This is a genomic window from Rhizobium sp. BR 362, assembly GCF_036528765.1.
Lineage (GTDB): Bacteria > Pseudomonadota > Alphaproteobacteria > Rhizobiales > Rhizobiaceae > Rhizobium.
Map to the genome: position 1 here is coordinate 234521 of NZ_JARWGH010000004.1, position 18065 is coordinate 252585.

The 18065-nt window shown below is 60.3% G+C and carries 17 protein-coding genes; 6 read left to right on the forward strand and 11 right to left on the reverse strand.

The window, feature by feature from the left end; genetic code table 11:
• Positions 1-6 precede the first annotated feature (6 nt).
• Positions 7-921, reverse strand: a complete 915-nt coding sequence (locus QDY28_RS07725; RefSeq protein ID WP_331381111.1) for a DMT family transporter — start codon at positions 919-921, stop codon at positions 7-9.
• Positions 922-1028: 107 nt separating this feature from the next.
• Between QDY28_RS07725 and QDY28_RS07730 the strand changes: the two genes are divergently transcribed.
• Positions 1029-1493, forward strand: a complete 465-nt coding sequence (locus tag QDY28_RS07730) for an Lrp/AsnC family transcriptional regulator (protein ID WP_331381112.1) — start codon at positions 1029-1031, stop codon at positions 1491-1493.
• Here the strand turns inward: QDY28_RS07730 and QDY28_RS07735 are convergent.
• Both QDY28_RS07735 and dut read right to left on the reverse strand, forming a co-directional pair.
• Entirely contained in the window at positions 1490-2383 is an 894-nt protein-coding gene (locus tag QDY28_RS07735; RefSeq protein WP_331381113.1) for a GNAT family N-acetyltransferase, read from the reverse strand. The genes QDY28_RS07730 and QDY28_RS07735 overlap by 4 nt on opposite strands.
• Entirely contained in the window at positions 2383-2853 is a 471-nt protein-coding gene (dut, locus tag QDY28_RS07740; protein ID WP_331381114.1) for a dUTP diphosphatase, read from the reverse strand. Before dut ends, QDY28_RS07735 begins: the two co-directional genes overlap by 1 nt.
• Before the next feature lie 92 nt (positions 2854-2945).
• Between dut and QDY28_RS07745 the strand changes: the two genes are divergently transcribed.
• Entirely contained in the window at positions 2946-4529 is a 1584-nt protein-coding gene (locus QDY28_RS07745) for a peptide chain release factor 3 (protein WP_331381115.1), read from the forward strand.
• 30 nt (positions 4530-4559) lie between these two features.
• Here QDY28_RS07745 and QDY28_RS07750 read toward each other — a convergent pair whose 3' ends face one another.
• Positions 4560-7037, reverse strand: coding sequence for a hypothetical protein (locus QDY28_RS07750; protein ID WP_331381116.1), 2478 nt, complete (start codon positions 7035-7037; stop codon positions 4560-4562).
• A 160-nt stretch (positions 7038-7197) separates the two neighbouring features.
• Positions 7198-8247 carry an MFS transporter gene (locus QDY28_RS07755; RefSeq protein ID WP_331381117.1) on the reverse strand — a complete coding sequence of 350 codons (1050 nt, stop codon included), beginning with the start codon at positions 8245-8247 and terminating at the stop codon, positions 7198-7200.
• Between QDY28_RS07755 and QDY28_RS07760 the strand changes: the two genes are divergently transcribed.
• A complete protein-coding gene (locus tag QDY28_RS07760) occupies positions 8228-8491 on the forward strand; it encodes a hypothetical protein (RefSeq protein ID WP_331381118.1) in 264 nt (87 codons plus the stop codon). The two genes, QDY28_RS07755 and QDY28_RS07760, sit on opposite strands and share 20 nt — an antisense overlap.
• 61 nt (positions 8492-8552) lie before the next feature.
• A complete protein-coding gene (gene tsaA / locus QDY28_RS07765; protein ID WP_331381119.1) occupies positions 8553-9077 on the forward strand; it encodes a tRNA (N6-threonylcarbamoyladenosine(37)-N6)-methyltransferase TrmO in 525 nt (174 codons plus the stop codon).
• Between the two features lie 58 nt (positions 9078-9135).
• Here tsaA and QDY28_RS07770 read toward each other — a convergent pair whose 3' ends face one another.
• From QDY28_RS07770 to QDY28_RS07780, 3 genes are all read right to left on the reverse strand, one after another.
• On the reverse strand, positions 9136-9345 hold the full coding sequence (locus QDY28_RS07770) for a TOBE domain-containing protein (RefSeq protein WP_183690962.1): 210 nt from the start codon (positions 9343-9345) through the stop codon (positions 9136-9138).
• A gap of 63 nt (positions 9346-9408) precedes the next feature.
• The gene (betC, locus tag QDY28_RS07775; RefSeq protein WP_331381120.1) at positions 9409-10923 is read right to left on the reverse strand and encodes a choline-sulfatase; all 1515 of its coding nucleotides are present in this window, start codon (positions 10921-10923) and stop codon (positions 9409-9411) included.
• Between the two features lie 19 nt (positions 10924-10942).
• Entirely contained in the window at positions 10943-11890 is a 948-nt protein-coding gene (locus QDY28_RS07780) for a choline ABC transporter substrate-binding protein (protein ID WP_442967491.1), read from the reverse strand.
• A gap of 99 nt (positions 11891-11989) precedes the next feature.
• Between QDY28_RS07780 and QDY28_RS07785 the strand changes: the two genes are divergently transcribed.
• Positions 11990-12892 carry a choline sulfate utilization transcriptional regulator gene (locus QDY28_RS07785; protein ID WP_331381121.1) on the forward strand — a complete coding sequence of 301 codons (903 nt, stop codon included), beginning with the start codon at positions 11990-11992 and terminating at the stop codon, positions 12890-12892.
• Positions 12893-12902: 10 nt separating this feature from the next.
• Here the strand turns inward: QDY28_RS07785 and otsA are convergent, their stop codons facing one another.
• Both otsA and otsB read right to left on the reverse strand, forming a co-directional pair.
• Positions 12903-14279, reverse strand: a complete 1377-nt coding sequence (otsA, locus tag QDY28_RS07790; protein WP_331381122.1) for an alpha,alpha-trehalose-phosphate synthase (UDP-forming) — start codon at positions 14277-14279, stop codon at positions 12903-12905.
• Positions 14280-14331: 52 nt separating this feature from the next.
• Entirely contained in the window at positions 14332-15126 is a 795-nt protein-coding gene (otsB, locus tag QDY28_RS07795) for a trehalose-phosphatase (RefSeq protein ID WP_331381123.1), read from the reverse strand.
• Between the two features lie 908 nt (positions 15127-16034).
• Between otsB and QDY28_RS07800 the strand changes: the two genes are divergently transcribed.
• Entirely contained in the window at positions 16035-16850 is an 816-nt protein-coding gene (locus tag QDY28_RS07800; protein ID WP_331381124.1) for a class II glutamine amidotransferase, read from the forward strand.
• Here QDY28_RS07800 and coaBC read toward each other — a convergent pair.
• Positions 16834-18048, reverse strand: a complete 1215-nt coding sequence (gene coaBC, locus QDY28_RS07805) for a bifunctional phosphopantothenoylcysteine decarboxylase/phosphopantothenate--cysteine ligase CoaBC (RefSeq protein WP_331381125.1) — start codon at positions 18046-18048, stop codon at positions 16834-16836. The genes QDY28_RS07800 and coaBC overlap by 17 nt on opposite strands.
• Positions 18049-18065: the final 17 nt, after the last annotated feature.

Sequence of the window (18065 nt, forward strand, 5' to 3'; positions counted from 1 at the left end):
AGGTGATCATTCGGCGGCTTCCTTTGAAAGATGACCGCTTTTAGCACGCGGCAAGGCGATCGTCCAACCGAGGTTCATGCCTGCCGCCGCTGCCAAAATGATCACCGCACCGATGATCTGCGCCATGCCGAGCACATGGCCGAAGGCGACGCGATCGACGACGATGGCAGCGATCGGATAGATGAAGGACAGCGCCCCGGTCAGATGTGTCGGCAGCTTCTGGATGGCGCCATAGAGCAGCACATACATCAGGCCGGTATGGACAATGCCCATCGTCGCCAGAATGGACCATCCGCCCGCATCCCGCGGCAGAGCGGAAAAATCGGCCGAAGGCAGGAGCATCAGAATGCCGGTGGAAACCTGGATCAGCGCGATCAGATGCGGCGGCGTGCCCTTCAGCCATTTGGCGGCCAGCGCTGCCAGCGCATAGAAGAAGGCGGCGCCGAGCGAAAGCAGAATGCCAATAGCATAGCTGCCGGCGCCCGTTGCCTCCGCCGGCTTGCCCTCGACGATGACGGCCATGCCGGCAAAGGCGAGACCGAGCCAGAACAGCTTGGTGATCGTGATCTTTTCGCCGAGAAACAGCGCGCCGAGACCCAGCAGCATGAACGGTTGCGTATTGTAGACCGTCGTCGCGATCGAGATCGAGGCATGCGAATAGGCGGCGAAAAGCAGCAGCCAGTTGAGGACGATTGCGACACCGCCGGCAACGGCGATCGCAAAGGTGCGCAGGCTGAGAATGCCGGGGCGCAACAGGCCCATGGCGCCGCAGATCAGAAGAAGCGTCAGCGCCCCAAACAGGCACCGCCAGAAGACGACGCCGGTGACAGGCTGCCCCGACATCAACACGAACCAGCCGATCGTCCCCGAAATCAGCATTGCCGCCGTCATTTCCGCTGTGCCGCGTCTTATCTCGCTCATTGTTTCCGCTCCATTTGCGAAGCTTGATAATATTCTTCTCAACGAGCGGATGATATAATCTGAATAAAGAAGAACGGGCGAATTACCTAATTATGTGAGGTGAAACCATGAGCGTGCCTAATGTGGCCACGGAACTCGACGCGATTGACCAGCGCATGCTGGAGGCCCTGGCGCGCAATGCCCGGATTTCGCTGAAGGAACTGGCGGAAGCGGCCGGCCTCTCCTCGCCGAGTGCCGCTGAGCGGTTGCGCCGGCTGGAAGAGCGCGGCGTCATTGCGGCCTTCACCGTAAATATCGCACTGGAAACGGTCGGTTATCCCCTGCAGGCGATCGTGCGCATCCGGCCGCTGCCCGGTCAATTGCACGTGGTCGAGCGCATCATCCAGGAAACACCGGAATTTATCGAATGCGACAAGGTCACCGGCGACGACTGTTTCATCGGCCGCCTTGTCGTGCGCTCGATGGGGGAACTCGACGGCATACTGGACAAGATTGCCGAGCGCGCCGAAACGAATACGTCGATGATCAAGGCGACCCCGGTCAAACGCCGCCTGCCGCCTCTTTCCTGTTAAAATTCCGCCATCGGCGACAACATGATCGGACCATCGATGTGGTCGGCGGCATCACCGCGCATCATCAGCGAGGTATAGCCTTGATAAGGCGCGGGCGTGCGGTCCCAATCCAGCCGATCCGGCGGGAAGCAAACCTCGATCCGTTCGGAGCGAAGGTCGAGCGCAGATGAGATCGCGGCCAAAGGCAGAATGGCCGGACCGGCCGCATCGAGAAGCCGAAGAGTGCCACCGTCGAACTTCCAGGCGACAACGGTCGTATCCGCGACCAAAGTCAGGCGGATATCGGGATCGAAGCAGGCATTCAGGTGAAACATCTCCATTTGCCCGACAACCGCGAAGCGCCGGGAAACGGGAGCACGATTTTGCAGCAACGTCTTCAGCAGGCGGAGATCGCCGGGATCCTGCAGGGATAGGCGCCTTGCGGGCGGGAGCGGTCCAGCCGTTTCCGGCGGAGGCCCAGCGAAGACGTATTGCGGGAAAGTCCGGAAGCCATAGCGTTCGTAAAGAGCGGGCTTGTCCGTCAGCAGGATGTCGAGTTCGAAACCCTCGGCCTTGGTCCTGGCAAAGGCGCGCTGCATGAGGTCGCGATAAAGCCCTCGCCCCCGCCATTCCGGCCGCACGGCGCCCGACTGATAGCCCGCCGCTCTGACAAGGCGGCCGTTAATCACCAGTGGCATGGAAAAGGCGCTGAAATTTGCGACGCATCGGCCCGTCTCGTCGAAATAGCCAAAGGGCATGCTGCTCGGGTCGGGGCCGCAGAATTGATCCTGTAGACTGATGTCGATGGAAAAGGTGTCCTGAAGCAGGTCCACTAGAGCCGACCAGGCCGAAGGATCGCCAAAATAGTCCTGGCGCAGGAACAGGCCTTCGGTATCCGGTTTGCTCGCCATCACACGCCAGTCGAGCCGAAGCCGCCGGCGCCGCGGCTGGTTTCGCTGGCTTCGGTGATTTCGGCAATACGCGCCTGCGTCACCGGCGCAATCACCATCTGCGCGATGCGCATGCCGCGGGTGATATCGAACGGCTCGTCCCCGAGATTGATCAGCAACACCTTCACTTCGCCGCGATAATCGCTGTCGATCGTGCCGGGCGTGTTGAGGCAGGTTATGCCGTGTTTGAAGGCGAGGCCGGAGCGTGGACGGATCTGAGCCTCGAAACCCTCGGGGATCTCCATGATGAAGCCGGTCGGCACCAACGTCCGTTTGCCGGGCGCGATCGTCAGAGTCGCGTCCTCCTCGACGGCTGCGCGCAAGTCCATGCCGGCCGCCCCCTTGGTTTCATAGGCGGGCAGATCGAGGCCCTGGCCGTGGGCGAGGCGAATGAGGTTCAGCGTCGGGCGCGTATCGGTGTGAACGGTCATGCGGCATTAGTTTGTGCGGGAGCCGCGAAGGTCAATTGCAATCCCGCCTTTGAATCGCTAGATACAGCCGCAATTCACAGGATTTCACAAGCATGGCCGAAAGTCTCGCCGAGGCGGTCTCCCGCCGCCGCACATTCGCTATTATCGCCCACCCGGACGCGGGCAAGACGACGCTCACCGAAAAGCTGCTGCTCTTCGGCGGCGCCATTCAGCTTGCCGGCGAAGTCAAGGCCAAGAAGGATCGCATGCAGACGCGGTCCGACTGGATGAAGATCGAGCGCGAGCGCGGCATCTCGGTCGTGACCTCTGTCATGACCTTCGAATATGACGGCAACGTCTTCAATATTCTCGATACGCCCGGTCACGAGGACTTCGCTGACGATACCTATCGCACGCTGACTGCGGTCGACGCCGCGGTCATGGTCATCGATGCCGCCAAGGGCATCGAGCCGCGGACGCTGAAGCTGTTCGAAGTCTGCCGCATGCGTGACATCCCGATCATCACCTTCATCAACAAGATGGACCGCGAAAGCCGCGATCCCTTTGAAATTCTCGACGAGGTGGAAGAGAAGCTGGCGCTGGACACCGCTCCGGTCACCTGGCCGATCGGCCGGTCGAAGACCTTCTGCGGTTCCTATCATCTGGCTGACAATACCGTCCGTGGCTCCGATACCGAAGTCGAGGCGACCCGGGTCAACGGGCCGCAGGCCGTCGCCGGTCGGCTGCCGGAAAACGAGCGGCAAGCCTTCATCGACGAGACCGAGCTGGCGATCGAAGCCTGCCGTCCTTTCGATCGGGAATCCTTCCTGGAAGGCCATATGACGCCGGTTTTCTTCGGCTCGGCGCTGCGCAATTTCGGTGTTCGCGATCTCATCAACGCACTCGGCGACTTCGCGCCGCCGCCGCGCGATCAGGTCGCCGATATCCGTACTGTGCAGGCGACCGACGACAGGATGACAGCCTTCGTCTTCAAGATCCAGGCCAACATGGACCCGAACCATCGCGACCGTATCGCCTTCGCGCGCATCTGCTCCGGCAAGCTGGAACGCGGCATGAAGGCCCGGCTGTCGCGCACCGGCAAGCAGCTCGGCTTGACCGCGCCGCAATTCTTCTTTGCCTCGCAGCGCCAGCTCGCCGATACGGCCTATGCCGGCGATGTCGTGGGCATTCCCAATCACGGTACGCTGCGCATTGGCGATACCCTGACCGAAGGCGAATCCTTGGTCTTCCAGGGTGTGCCGAATTTCTCGCCGGAAATCCTGCGCCGTGTCCGTCTTGAAGACGCGATGAAGGCGAAGAAGCTGAAGGAAGCGCTGCAACAGATGGCCGAAGAGGGCGTCGTGCAGCTCTTCTCGCCGGAAGATGGCTCACCCGCCATCGTCGGCGTCGTCGGCGCGCTGCAGCTCGATGTCTTGAAGGAAAGGCTGATGGCCGAATATGGCCTGCCGGTTTCCTTCGAAATGTCGCGCTTCTCCGTCTGCCGCTGGATATCAGCCGATCAGGCCTTCGATCTCGACAAATTCGTCACGGCGCGCCGCGGCGATATCGCCCGCGACCTCGACGGAGATCCGGTCTTCCTCGCCCAGGACGGCTTTTCGCTGCGCTATGAGGCGGAACGTTATCCGGCTATCAAGATGGTCGCCATCAAGGAATATCACGCCGTCAAGGCGGCGTGATCCTCGTTTTTCGTCGGAACATGGCAGCGCTTATGCCTCCGCGTTCCGGGTTATCTTTGACCAATCGGCGTTCGGATCGGCCGGATATCGATCGAGCGCCACCGATGGCATCTTATCCGGATCGTTGTAGAGCGTCATGATCGCCGCCTCCGTGACGGCCGTCGCTGCGGGGATATTGGCATCGCCATTTCCCGCATCCCAGGCTGCCTGCCAGATCTTCGCCAGATAGCGGGTGCCGCGCGCCATGCAGGTGATGGTGCGGTCGCCGAAGTCGTCCCACATCGCCTCTGCCTTCTCCTTGGCTGGTTTGCCGATAAGCTCAACCCACTTGTCGACGATTTCCCTTGGCGCGATCTCCCTTTGCGTATCGGTGATGAGAGTAATGACGGCCTTGCTTGCATCATAGCCATTGCTGATTGCCGGCATCGGCTCGGCTGCGAGATCCGTTATACGCTGTGCGAGTTTCGCATCGAGATTTTGCTTCTGATAGCCGTAGGCGATCATATCGTCTTCGTAGCCTACATGGACGCCATCGGCTTCCAGTTTCATCTTGGGCGATCGCGGGCGGGGGACAACCTTGGCCGGATCGCCCTGCGAAAGATAGGAGGTGTGCAGCGGCTGGCAGGCATCGCCCATATAGTGAATGAGGACGCCGCCGGCGCAGAGAAACATCGCGGCGTCGCCGTCCCGTGCCGCCTTCGCCATTATGTCGAATAGCTGATGAACTCTGAAGGGCAGGGCTCCCCAGTGCTTGTTACGCAGGTCGGCATTGGGATCGAGCAATTGCGCCCAGGCGTCATATTGCGGCTTTATCGCAGCGAAATAGTCGATCCAGGCTTCCGGATTGAGGTAAGTGTCCGGCGCGGATTGATTGAGCGCGAGAAAGGTCTCGCCATTCTGATAGGGAAGATCCAGATCGGCAAAATGGTTCGGATTGTCGTTCTGTCCGCGGCTGCCGGGCCCGATCTTGCGGTGCTTCCTGCCGTCGGGGCCTTCCACCATGATGAAGTTGACGTTGCTCTTCCAGACATTGTCGGGAACGTCGGCCAGCGGCACGAAGTGAATCTCGTTGTCGTCCTTTTCGAGAACGCGGGGATCGTTGCCGAGTGCGTCGTCCGGAGTGAGCGCCAACAGATCGAGATTGTTGTCGAGGAAGCTTCGCAGCTTCTGCGACGTCACGAGATCTCCGGACAGGGGCAGGGAGCGGCCAATGATATAGTGTCCGACCCATCCCCAGATGAAATCTTGATCCAGATTGATGTCGCGCACCAAATCAAGATCCAGGTGATCGAGTGCCGTGCTGAGGGATGTGGCGAGCGCATAGGGCTGCGACAGACTTTCGCCGTCTTCGAAGAATTCTTCTTTCCCCCACAACAGCGCGAAGGGATAGTAGGTGACTTTCCTGGCGTCCTTCGGATTGTCGCTGTCGGTCCTTTCGGCATGCTCGATGAAGAGGACCGTACCGGAATCGCCGTGATGGACGCCGAGACCGATATTCTCCGCCGGATTGCGCGCTTCCGCATCTTCCTCGATCTTCAGCCGATCCTCGCCGATGCCGTAGGTTTCCGGCCCGATCAGGAAGTCGCTGATATATTCCGATCCGCCCATCGCCTTGTAGCGATAGAACAGGCCATGGATTTCGCCTCTGATTTTGCCGGTCACTGCTGACTGGCCAACCACTTTCATGGTGATCAGCTTAAGGCTGAAGCTGTTGTCGTAAAGATCCAGCACCGGACCAATGGGAGCGATGCCGGGAAACTCGGTTTTCCATTGCAGGATATTGTCAAGCTCGACCAATCCGACATCCATCAGCAGGCGCTGGTTCGTCGAGGGAAAGTTCGGATAGATGGTTCGGAAGTCCTGCCTGCCGAGACCCTTTTTTGCAGCTAGGCCGATCTTCGGCCTGCGATGGGTCTGCAAGGCGCTGATATCCGTTCCCGGTTCACCGACGACATGCCGATTGGTCATCACGAAATAGCGTTCGCTATCGCGCACGATGCAGCCCGCGGTCGCAAGGCGTGTCATGCCCTGGCCATCCTCGTTGATGATGGCCGAGCCCGGCGCCAGCAGGTTGCGCGGCGTCCGGCTGTCGAGCTTGACCTTCAGGTCTTTGGACAGCGGCTGCCTGCGCGCTTCGATGACACAGACCGGCACGGTTCGCCCGTCCGGCAGATAGAGCGTCTTGGGGACCACATCGGAAGGATCCTGTTTCGCCAGATCCTTCTCATACTCCCAACTGGAGACGAACACATAGACGCAGGGCCAGGAATAGGGGCGTACTTCCGAGTTGAAAAGCGTTCGCCGCTCGCTTTCCGGTGAACGCTTGCGCAGCGCCTGCTTGTCTTTCGAAGGCCAGGGATCGCTCTTGCGAATTCTGTAAAGACCGAGCGCCGTTGCCACCACATTCTTCTTGTTGATCAAATGATAGTGGAAGAGGTCACGCGCCTCCACGAGGTCCTTGAGCGAAAGAGAGGCGAAATTGCTGCTGCTTTTGAAGAGAGTATCCATGAGTCCGCCCACCAGGTTTCAGAGTGATTTGGATGTGGATTTCGAAAGCACGCGCCGGGGGCGCGAAAATGATTGCATCAAACGGCATTTCATCGCGATCACGATCGGCGCGATGACATTCTGCAATAGAGACACAGGATGCTACAATTTTGATGACAGGTTATCCTTCGGTAAGATCGGGGCGCACGGACAATGCGCCGTTATTGGCGGCCGGCATGGTCAAGCCGTTGCCCAAGCCGATGAATATGCAGGGGCCGAAGAATGCGAGACTATGCGTGATGCCCAGCATCGATAGGATCAGGCCAACCGCCAAACCGATGCAGGTCATAAGACGTGCAAGAACGAGAATAGTGGCGAGTGGGACCTTCGAGGCATAACGCCCGGCCAGATAGCTGCCCAGAATGAAGCCGGCAGGCACCAGCCCCATGTAAAAGCCGAGCTTCGCGCTCGATCCGCCGAGCGTGTCGCCGACAACCAATGGCGCGCCTCCGAGGAATGTGTAAATCACGCCCATCGAACACGCCATGCAAAGGGTGTAGGCCCAGAACCGCACCGAAACGAGCAGCAGCCTGTAGGAGGCAAGATAGGTCCCGCTTGTCCTCGATGAGCGCGCCGTCGTTTCTCTCAGTTCGCGCATGGACAAAGCGAAGGCACCCGCGCCCAGGATCGCCAGGATAACGAAGCACGCCCGCCATCCGAACAGCTCATCGAGTGAACCGCCGGACAAGGGGCCGACCATGGGTGCAAGCGCCCAACCCATGGCGAGATAGCCGAATTTGCTGGCAGCCTCGCCTTCATTCGAGGTTTCCTTGATGACCCCCAGGGCGACCGAATAGCAGGGCGCGATACACGCCTGCATCGCGCGAAACAGCAGGAAAACGCCGATACTAGGCGCCAAAACGCAGCCGATAGAGGCGATGATGAAGATGGAAAGAGCCGTCAAGACGACCGGCTTGCGTCCAAATCGATCCGATATCGCTCCGCCGATGATTTCCAGAAGTGCGGTGATAATCGAATAACCGGCGACCGAAAGGTTCACGAGCGCGAAATCGGCATGGAACGTTGCGGCAATATGCGGCAGCGAGGGCAGGATCATATTTACTGGCAGCACCGCGAGCGCCGAAAGCAGGATCAGGGTTGTCAGGCGGGGCGGGGCAGCAATCGCGGTCATCTGCGTGCCGGGAGTCTGAATGGGACTGTCGCTCGTCATGGTCTCGTCCGTTTTTGTCGGTGGGATAAAACGAAAATCTGACGAGGCGCGGCCCAGTTTCGGGCATAAAAAAAGGCCCCGTCAGGAGCCTGCTTTCCGCGCATGGGTGCTTTCGCCGGATGGCTACGCCATCCTGCCCATGCGCTCTATCACTACGACGAGAACCGTTGCGATTGTCATGACGCTACAGCTAGACAGAAATTTCGATATCGTCAATGTGCTCGGGATATTCCTTGAAATATAACGCTATGCCATAGTGCGGCCGGCCTGTTGTTTTGTGAGATGAGGGCGCTCGGAGGGAAAGCATGGTCCGGGAAAACGAAATTCGCGAAAACGAAGTCGCCATCGCGCCGCCGGCAGCGACGGATGCCGGTCTTGTCTTCATCGGCCGAATTTCGACCCCCTGGAGCTCCCGGATGGAAACGCCGCGCCAGGGGCGGCATGACGGGCCGCTCTGCCGCATCGAGATTTTCGAGCCTTGGGTGCCGGCGCTGAAGGGCGTGGAGAATTTCGAGCGGCTGGAAATCCTTTATTGGCTGGACCGCTCGCGCCGCGATCTCGTGCTGCAGAGCCCGGCGAGCAGCGGCAAGGTGCATGGCACATTTTCGCTGCGCTCGCCGGTGCGGCCAAACCCGATCGGCACCTCCATCGTCAAGCTGGAGGCGGTGGAAGGCGCCGTCCTGCTCGTGCGCGGCCTTGATTGCCTGGACGGCACGCCGCTTCTCGACCTGAAGCCGGATCGCAGCCTTTTCAAACCGATCGCGCCGCCGCAGCCGGGCGATTTCCAGACCGGCGACGGCGAGACGGTGCATTCTTGTCAGAAGGCGTGAAGCATGATCCCGAAAAGTGCGAAGCGGTTTTCGGACAAGATCATGCTCACTTCAGGTGTCAGTCGACCGCAACCATGACGTCGGAGGCCTTGATGACCGCGTAGGCGTCGGCGCCGACCGTCAGGCCCAGTTCATCGACCGCCTCGTTGGTGATCGAAGAGGTGACGATCGAGCCATTGCCGATATCGATGCGGATATGGGCTGTCGTCGCACCCTTGGTGACCTCGACGACTTTGCCCTTGAGACGGTTGCGTGCGCTAATTTTCATGAATATGTCTCCGATATATCGGCGCGACCATATCGACTTCCGAAAATCTCGGCCATAAAAACCTTACTCTCCCCGCGGAAAACGCTGGTTCTCCTCCAGCACGTTCAAGTCCATATGGTTGCGCATATAGCGCTCGGACGCCTTCTGCAGCGGCTGGTAATCCCAGGGATAGTAGGCGCCGTTGCGGAGCGCCGCATAGACCACCCATCGCCGCGCCTGACTTTCGCGCACGGCAGCGTCGAAGGTGGCGAGATTCCAGCGCTGCCTCGCTAGCGCGGTCAGTTGCGCCAGGATTTCGGCATGCGCGGGATCGCCGGCAAGGTTGGAGAGTTCTTTGGGGTCGGTGTCGAGATCGAAAAGCAGGGGCGGGTCCTTGTCGCAAAGCGACAACTTGTAGCGGGCATCGCGCAGGCCGACGAGCGGCGCTTCCGACCCTTCCGCTGCATATTCCATCGGCACCGGGCCTCGGCTTCCCGTACGGTGGACGAGCGGAGCAAGGTCTTCGCCATCCGTCCACTGCAGCAGCGAAGCGATATCGAGCCCGGCAAGGCCGGCAAGCGTCGGCGTCACGTCGAGCGTCGACACTGGCTGGTCGATACGCCCTGCTTTCCAGCCGGGGGCGGCGATCATCAGCGGCACGCGCGCCGAGCCTTCGAAGAAGTTCATCTTGAACCACAGTCCGCGTTCGCCGAGCATGTCGCCATGGTCGGAAACGAAGAGCACGATGGTATTGTCGGCCATGCGGCCGCGCTCCAGCGCGTCGAGGATTTCACCGATCTTCTCATCGACATAGGAGATATTGGCGAAATAGCCGCGCCGGGCTCGGCGTATCTGTTCGGGCGTGATGTCGAAAGCGGTATGGTCGCTCGCCTTCATCAGCCTCTGCGAATGCGGGTCCTGCTTGTCGAAAGGAATCTCCGCGACTTCGGGGTCGAGCGCCGGGCAATTCTCATAGAGATCCCAGAAACGGCGGCGGGCGACATAGGGGTCGTGCGGATGGGTGAAGCTGACGGTCAGGCACCAGGGCCGCTCGTCGTGTCCGCGGGACAGATCCAGGAGTTTGCGGGTGGCGTGATAGGCAACCTCGTCGTCATATTCCATCTGGTTGGTGATCTCGGCGATCCCGGCCCCCGTCACCGAGCCGAGATTGTGATACCACCAGTCGATGCGTTCGCCCGGCTTCGTATAGTCGGGCGTCCAGCCAAAATCGGCGGGATAGATGTCGGTGGTCAACCGCTCCTCGAAACCGTGCATCTGGTCCGGCCCGACGAAATGCATCTTGCCGGAGAGTGCCGTCTGGTAGCCCGCCGCCCGCAAATGATGCGCGAAGGTCGGAATGTCGGAGGCAAATTCGGCGGCATTGTCATAGACGCGGGTGCGGCTCGGCAATTGGCCCGACATGAAGGAAGCCCGCGCCGGCGCGCAGAGCGGGCTTGCCGTATAGCTGTTGGCGAAGCGCACGGAGCGTTTCGCCAGTGCCTTCAGCACGGGTGCGTGGAGAAAGTCGGCCGGACCGTCGGGGAAAAACGTCCCATTCAACTGATCGACCATGAGAATAAGGATATTCGGGCGCGCCATGTTGGATGTCCTCGAAGAATTAAAGGCCGACCGCAGCCTTGACGGCATCGAGGCCGGGCTTGCCGTCGATCGTTGTCACGCCGGCAAGCCAGGGCGTCAAGCTCTCCGGATGTGCCTTCAGCCAAGCGGTCGCCGCAGTCTTCGCATCCTGGCCGCCGAGAATCGAGCCCATCAGCGAATTTTCCATGCCGATGTCGAAGGTCAGATTGTGGAACAATTTGGCGGCGTTCGGGCAGTTGGCCGACCAGCCGGTACGCGCCAGCGTGTAGACCTGCGCGCCGCCATAGTCGGGGCCGAAATAGGCATCGCCGCCGGAGAGATAGGCAATCTGGAAGCGGTCATTCATCGGATGCGGCGCCCAGGCGAGGAAGACGATCGCGTGCTTGTCCTTGCCGGCGCGCTCGACCTGCGACAGCATCGCCTGCTCGCTGGATTCCACCAGGTCCCAGCCCTTCAGACCGAAATCGTTGGCGTCGATCATCTTCTGGATATTGGCATTGGCCGGCGCGCCGGGCTCGATGCCGTAGATTTTATGATCGAAATCGTCGGCGTGTTTCTGCAGATCGGCGAAATCCTTGATGCCCTTGTCGGCGACATAGGTCGGAACGGCGAGCGTAAATTTCGCGCCCTGAAGATTGCGGTTCAGCACTTCGATGGCTTTAGATTTGTTGAGGTCGTCGACGAAGGCTTTCTGTGCCGGCATCCAATTGCCAAGGAAGACGTCGATCTCGCCAGTCTTCATCGATTGATAGCCGATCGGCACCGAGAGCGTCTTGATGTCAGGCTCGTAGCCAAGTGCGCCGAGCAGCACGCCCGTTACGCCATTGGTCGAAGTAATATCGGTCCAGCCCGGATCGGACAAATGGATGGTGCGGCAGGAATCGCTGTCGGCTTTGGCGACGCCGGCGAAGGACAGGGCGGAAAAGAGCGCGCCGGCGGCAAGCCGGCCCATGGCAGAAATTTGCATGATGACAGTTCCCTTTTATTATTTGCTCATTTTATTGAACATCAGTAGCATTCGCCCTGTGAAGAAGGCTTTTTTCGATGGGCGACAAAAGGAATTTTTATGGCTGAGCGGCCGGTGGATCTCGGATGGCTGCGAATTTTTGTCGAGGTAGGTCGCTCGGGCAGCCTGTCATCCGCAGCGGCAAACCTCGGGCTGACTCAGCCGGCAGTTAGCTATCAGATCCGGCGGATCGAGGAACAGATAGGCGTAACGCTCTTTGATCGCCAGCATCGCGGTGTGGAACTGTCCTCGGAAGGCCGCCGTCTGTTTGAAATCGCAGAAAAGGCGGTCGGCGGGGTCGATTCACTGGTGCGCAGCTTTCGCGCGGAGGCGCAGCGGCCGGCGGTGCGGCTTAGGACAGACTATGCCTTCTCGGCGCTGTGGCTGATCCCGCGCATGCATCGGTTTCGTCTGCTTCACCCGGAACTGGATATCCAGATCGTCGCCACGCAGCGACAGGATCGTGTTCATTCGGAAAGCGGCGATGTCGCCGTCGTCTTCGGCACGCGTGAGGAGTTTGGACCCGAGGCGGCATTATTGCTGCCGGAAAAGGTGGCGCCGATCTGCGCGCAAGGCTTCGTCGACAAATATGGTCCTTTCAGCGATCCCAGCCGCCTCGCGCAAGCGACACTGGTGCATCTGGATTCGGAAACACCGTCGCCCTGGTTCGATTGGAAGAGTTACTTCGCCGAACTTGGCATCAGCCGGGACGCCTATGCTGCCCATGGCGACCTGCGGTTCAACACCTATTCGCTGGTCGTTCAGGCGGCGATCGGCGAACAGGGCTTGGCGCTCGGCTGGATGGGGCTGGTGGATTCGCTTCTGGCCGGTCGCATGTTGGTGACCGCCGGTCCGGTGATCGACGGCCCCAACCGTGGCTATTGGCTTCTGCCGCCGAGGTCGCAGAGCATACATGCGGAACGGCTGACGGAATGGCTGGTCAGGGAAGCGGCGGCGATGTAGCCGGTGCTCGTCACTCCGCTCTCAGATCCGCCAGGAAGACATCGCACCAGCGCGAAACATCGTTTTCCAGCAAATGGTCCATCATGCCGCGCCAGCGCTCGCGCCGTTCTTCCAACGGCATATTGATGCCGCGCGCCAAAGCGTTTGCGGTGTCGTCGACGTCATAGGGATTGACGAGCAACGCTCCTTTCAATTCGCGTGCCGCACCGGCAAAACGCGAGAGCACCAGTACGCCGGGATTGTCCGGATCCTGTGCCGCCACATATTCCTTGGCGACGAGGTTCATGCCGTCGCGCAACGGCGTCACCAGGCCGACTTTCGCTAGCCGGTAGAGGCCCGCCAGGACCGGACGGCTGATAGAGCGGTTGATGTAGCGGATCGGTACCCAGTCGACGGTGCCGATCGCGCCATTGACCCGGCCGGCCTGCTCGGCGACGGCATGCTGCATCGCCTCGTATTCTGGCACTTCCGAGCGCGATTTCGGCGTGATCTGCAGGTAAGTGACGCGGCGCTGATGGGCCGGATTGTTGGTGACAAAGCGTTCGAATGCGTCGATGCGCTGCGTGATGCCTTTGGAATAATCGAGCCGGTCGACGCCGATGATCAGGTCGCGGCCTTCAATGCTTTGCCGCGCCTTGCGCACCACGCTGTGGGCCGCCGCCTTGCGGGCAAAGGCGGCGAAGGCTGCGGTCTCGATGCCGATCGAATAGGCGCCGCCGCGGAAATTGTGGCCGTGAGCGCTGAAATGGCCGGGACTGTTTTCGACCCCCATGCCTTCGCGCTTCAGGCAGCCGGCGAAATTTTCAAGATCGTATTTCGTTTGGAAACCGAGCAGGTCATAGGAGGAGAGGCCCCGCATGATTTCTTCGTGCACCGGCATGGTGAAGAGCACATCGGCCGGCGGCCAGGGAATGTGCAGGAAGAAACCGATGCGGTTCTTGAATCCCATTTCCCTCAACTCCGCCGCTAGCGGAATGAGGTGATAGTCGTGCACCCAGATGGTATCGTCGGGCTCCAGCAGCGGCGCCAGCCGATGGGCGAAGAAGCGGTTGACGCGGAAGTAGCTGGCCATTTCCTTGCGGCCATACTCGGCCAAGTCAAGTCGGTAATGGCAAATCGGCCAGAGCACACGGTTTGCAAAGCCTTGGTAATATTCCTCGACATCGGTTTGAGTAAGGTCGGTCAGCGCGTAGGTGATGTTGCCGTCTTGGGTCAACACCAGCGGTTCGGGCTCGATATCGCCGCTCGATTTGCCGGACCAGCCCATCCACACGCCTCCGCGCTCCGCAAGGGCAGCCTGAAGCGCGACTGCAAGCCCGCCGGCCGCCGCCGCACCTTTGTTGTCGGGGACGGAAACGCGGTTGGAAACAATGATGAGACGACTCACGGAATGCTCCTTTCAAGAGGGCCGCGGCGTTACGCCAAAATGACAAGAATAATTATTTGGCAAGCGCCGCGAGTATCTCTCTTAAACGTCCGGGCGAGGGAATGAATGCACGTGCGAGCGTCTTGCCCTTGGGCGGACCGATGCGCACGGATTGACCGCCGAGACGGTTCGCGACGGCGAACATGGTCTCGTCGGTGACGTCGTCGCCGATTGCGAGGGGCCGCCGCCCGTTGAAGGGCGTTTCATTCAGGAAGGCTTCGAGAGCATGTCCCTTGCTCGCGTGCGCCGGGCAGATTTCGACCACAAGCTTGCCATGTTGCAGGATCCAGTCCGGGCCGGCTTCCTGCAGATAGCGCTGCATCATTTCGGCGACGTCGGCTTCTCGCTCCGGTGCCAACCGGTAGTGAACGGCGACCGCAGCCCCTTTGTCCTCGACGAGAACGCCCGACCAAGCCTCGACCTCGCGCGCGATCATGCGCTTCATTTCCTGGAAGGCGGGTGGAATCAGCGCGCGCCGGAGACGTCCTGCCGCGTCGCGCCGCTCGGCGCCGTGCAGACCGGCGATAGAGAAGTGGAAAGGGTTAAACAGAGGATCAACGAAGGCAACGGCGCGTCCGGTCACCAGAGCCAGCGCGCCGCCGAGCCGGCGCGAAAGCGTCTCGAGCACAAAGGGAAGGGCTGGAGGGACGACGATCGACTCGGGGGTCTCGGCGAGATCGAGCAGCGTCCCGTCGATGTCGAGGAACAGCGCCCATTCGTCAGGATACAATGAGAGTGCGGTGAGCGCCGGCTCATTTGGCGGCGCTGGTTCGGCTTCACCCTGTTCGGGCTGTTCCTCGTAAGTCATGGAGGTTTAGCTATGGCGCGCTTTTCGTTCGGCAAGAGAAAAACGACCACACCAGACGTTTATTCCGGGAAGGACAGGCCGATGTCTCGCAATATCCGCAACCGACAGATGCAAAAAAGGGCCGCGCGAAGCGACCCTTCCATGAGTTTTGGCCCGTAACTGGCCTGAAGCGCAGAACGCTTCCGGAAGGCTTGATCAGAGCGAGGGCTGCCTCGCAACGCTCACAACCACTTCCATGCCTGATACGCGGACCGAAATCTCACTAGACATTGGATCACCTTCCTTTCGTTACGTTGACGATATGCTTAACGTAACTCAAATTTCATCGATTTCAAGGGGCATACATGAGAGATGCTTCACTCTTCGTGTCGCATTGAAACGCAAGAGTTCGTTCCACTTTTGCGTGATATTCATCGTAGCAGTTGACAGCGGAAGCAGCGCCTGTCTGTGCCAGCGGACAGGATCGGGGAAGATGGGCAACCTCGACCGTGGCGATCGGCCTCGCCGTCAACAAGGAGGTGAGCTATGTGATTCCCACTTAGCATCACGTTTCGCATAAGAAAAACCCGGACTAGCTGGCAGCTTGAGGTCCGGGTGACTTTCTAAAAGCAAAATAAACGAGGGGTGGGCTGCAACCCGCCCCTCACTCCGGCAATATAGGCCAAGCCGACATTTTCATCAGGCTACTCAACGAGGGGCCAAAACCTCCCTTCAGGGAAGGCATGTTCACAGAAGAATAATGCTGCGAGGCCGAAATGTGATCGGACGGCGTGTCAAATATCTGTCACCTTCGCCTCTCAATCCTTGGTAAATTAAGAGTTTATTACCTATTCCGCACGAACAATCGTCCTTGATTTTGACATTCTCCCGCGGGACAGGAAGCGAGCGGGAATTGGAGCGAAAGACATATGTGTCGTTGGGCAGCCTATCGTGGAGACCCCCTCTATCTGGAGGAGCTGGTGTCTTCGCCTGCCCACTCCCTGATCGAACAATCTCATTGCGCCACGCGCGCCAAGACGGCGACCAACGGCGACGGATTTGGCATCGCGTGGTATGGCGACCGGCCGGAGCCGGGCCGCTATCGCGATATCCTTCCGGCCTGGTCCGATTGCAATCTCAAGAGCTTGGCGCGGCAGATCCGCTCGCCGCTCTTTCTCGCTCATGTCCGCGCAGCGACCGGCGGCGGCACACGTCGGGACAACTGCCATCCTTTCGTGTACGAGAACTGGTCCTTCCAGCACAATGGGCAGATTTCCAATTTTGACCGCTTGCGCCGGCCGATGGAATCCATGCTCGATGACCAGCTTTTTCATGCCCGCGGCGGCACGACCGATTCCGAGCTTCTGTTCCTGCTGGCGTTGCAATTCGGTCTTGCATCCAATCCGTTTGCCGCGATCTCGGAAGCCATCGGATTTGCCGAGGGCCTGTCGCTTCATCTGACCGGCTCGGCGCTGGTGCGCTTCACGGCCGCTTTTTCCGATGGAAAGTCGCTCTATGCGGTACGCTATGCTACCGACCGCAAGGCGCCAACGCTTTATGCCTCGCCTGTCGGCATCGGCTATTGCCTCGTATCCGAGCCGCTGAACGACGATATCGATGCCTGGACGGAGGTTCCGGATGGCAGCGCCGTATTGATCGACGACATGGGTGTCCACATCACGCCCTTCCAGCCCGAAAAGCGCGCATCCGCCGGACCGCAGACGCCTCTCACGATCCCTGCTTGAACTGTTCGGCAATCAAGGCCGCCAGGCGCGCCGCCACTTCTTCCTTGTCGAGATCGGGCCACTGCTCCACGCCGCCATGGCGGATGAGTTTCACGCTATTGCGCGTGCCGCCCATGATACCGGTTGCCGGCGAGACATCGTTTGCGACGATCATGTCCGCGCCCTTGCGCTCCAGCTTCGCCTTGGCATTCGCCTCTACATCCTGTGTTTCGGCGGCAAAGCCGATGACGAGCTGCGGGCGGTGCGTGTGATGGCCGACGGTTTTCAGGATGTCGGGATTTTCGGTGAGCGCCAGGGTTGGAATGGATTCACCCGGATGCTTCTTGATTTTTTGATCGGCCGCAGACGCGACGCGCCAGTCGGCGACGGCCGCGACCATCACGGCGATATCGGCCGGAAGAGCCGAAAGCACGGCATCGCGCATCTCTTCCGCACGCTCGACATGGACGACGTGCATGCCCATGGGGTCAGGGATCGAGACAGGCCCGGAGACGAGCGTGACGTCGGCACCGAGGGCTGCGAGCGCCGAAGCAATGGCATGACCTTGCCGGCCGGAAGAACGATTGGCGATATAGCGTACCGGATCGATCGGCTCATGCGTCGGGCCCGACGTGACGACGGCTTTTCTGCCGGCGAGCGGTCTTGCCCCATCATCCAGCCGCATCTCGGCGGCAGCGACGATCTCCAGCGGTTCGGCCATGCGGCCGGTGCCGGCCTCCTTGCTCTCGGCCATTTCGCCAGCCATGGGGCCGACAAAGCGGATGCCGTCGCCCCGCAATGTCTCGACATTGCGCTTCGTTGCCGGATGCGCCCACATTTTCGGATTCATGGCAGGCGCTGCGAGCACGGGCCGGTCGGTCGCGAGCAGCACGGTCGACGCAAGGTCATCGGCCAGACCATTGGCCATCTTGGCGAGGAGATCGGCGGTCGCCGGCGCAATCAGCACCAGATCGCAGTCCCGTGCCAGCCTGATATGGCCGACATCCTGCTCGTCCTCTCGGGAAAACAGGTCGGTGAAGACATGATCGGCCGCCAGCGCACCGACGGCAAGCGGCGTAATGAATTCCTGAGCCCCCGATGTCATGATGGGACGGACGGTGGCGCCGCGCTCGCGCAGCCGCCGGATGAGATCGAGGCTCTTATAGGCCGCGATGCCACCGGAAATGATGAGAAGGATGCGTTTTCCCGCAAGAACCATGGCCCGAACCCGTCGCC

Coding starts and splice junctions, on each gene's coding strand:
- QDY28_RS07725 (WP_331381111.1), bottom strand. CDS start 921: ATGAGCGAGATAAGACGCGGCACAGCGGAAATGACGGCGGCAATGCTG.
- QDY28_RS07730 (WP_331381112.1), top strand. CDS start 1,029: ATGAGCGTGCCTAATGTGGCCACGGAACTCGACGCGATTGACCAGCGC.
- QDY28_RS07735 (WP_331381113.1), bottom strand. CDS start 2,383: ATGGCGAGCAAACCGGATACCGAAGGCCTGTTCCTGCGCCAGGACTAT.
- dut (WP_331381114.1), bottom strand. CDS start 2,853: ATGACCGTTCACACCGATACGCGCCCGACGCTGAACCTCATTCGCCTC.
- QDY28_RS07745 (WP_331381115.1), top strand. CDS start 2,946: ATGGCCGAAAGTCTCGCCGAGGCGGTCTCCCGCCGCCGCACATTCGCT.
- QDY28_RS07750 (WP_331381116.1), bottom strand. CDS start 7,037: ATGGATACTCTCTTCAAAAGCAGCAGCAATTTCGCCTCTCTTTCGCTC.
- QDY28_RS07760 (WP_331381118.1), top strand. CDS start 8,228: ATGGGACTGTCGCTCGTCATGGTCTCGTCCGTTTTTGTCGGTGGGATA.
- QDY28_RS07755 (WP_331381117.1), bottom strand. CDS start 8,247: ATGACGAGCGACAGTCCCATTCAGACTCCCGGCACGCAGATGACCGCG.
- tsaA (WP_331381119.1), top strand. CDS start 8,553: ATGGTCCGGGAAAACGAAATTCGCGAAAACGAAGTCGCCATCGCGCCG.
- QDY28_RS07770 (WP_183690962.1), bottom strand. CDS start 9,345: ATGAAAATTAGCGCACGCAACCGTCTCAAGGGCAAAGTCGTCGAGGTC.
- betC (WP_331381120.1), bottom strand. CDS start 10,923: ATGGCGCGCCCGAATATCCTTATTCTCATGGTCGATCAGTTGAATGGG.
- QDY28_RS07780 (WP_442967491.1), bottom strand. CDS start 11,890: ATGCAAATTTCTGCCATGGGCCGGCTTGCCGCCGGCGCGCTCTTTTCC.
- QDY28_RS07785 (WP_331381121.1), top strand. CDS start 11,990: ATGGCTGAGCGGCCGGTGGATCTCGGATGGCTGCGAATTTTTGTCGAG.
- otsB (WP_331381123.1), bottom strand. CDS start 15,126: ATGACTTACGAGGAACAGCCCGAACAGGGTGAAGCCGAACCAGCGCCG.
- QDY28_RS07800 (WP_331381124.1), top strand. CDS start 16,035: ATGTGTCGTTGGGCAGCCTATCGTGGAGACCCCCTCTATCTGGAGGAG.
- coaBC (WP_331381125.1), bottom strand. CDS start 18,048: ATGGTTCTTGCGGGAAAACGCATCCTTCTCATCATTTCCGGTGGCATC.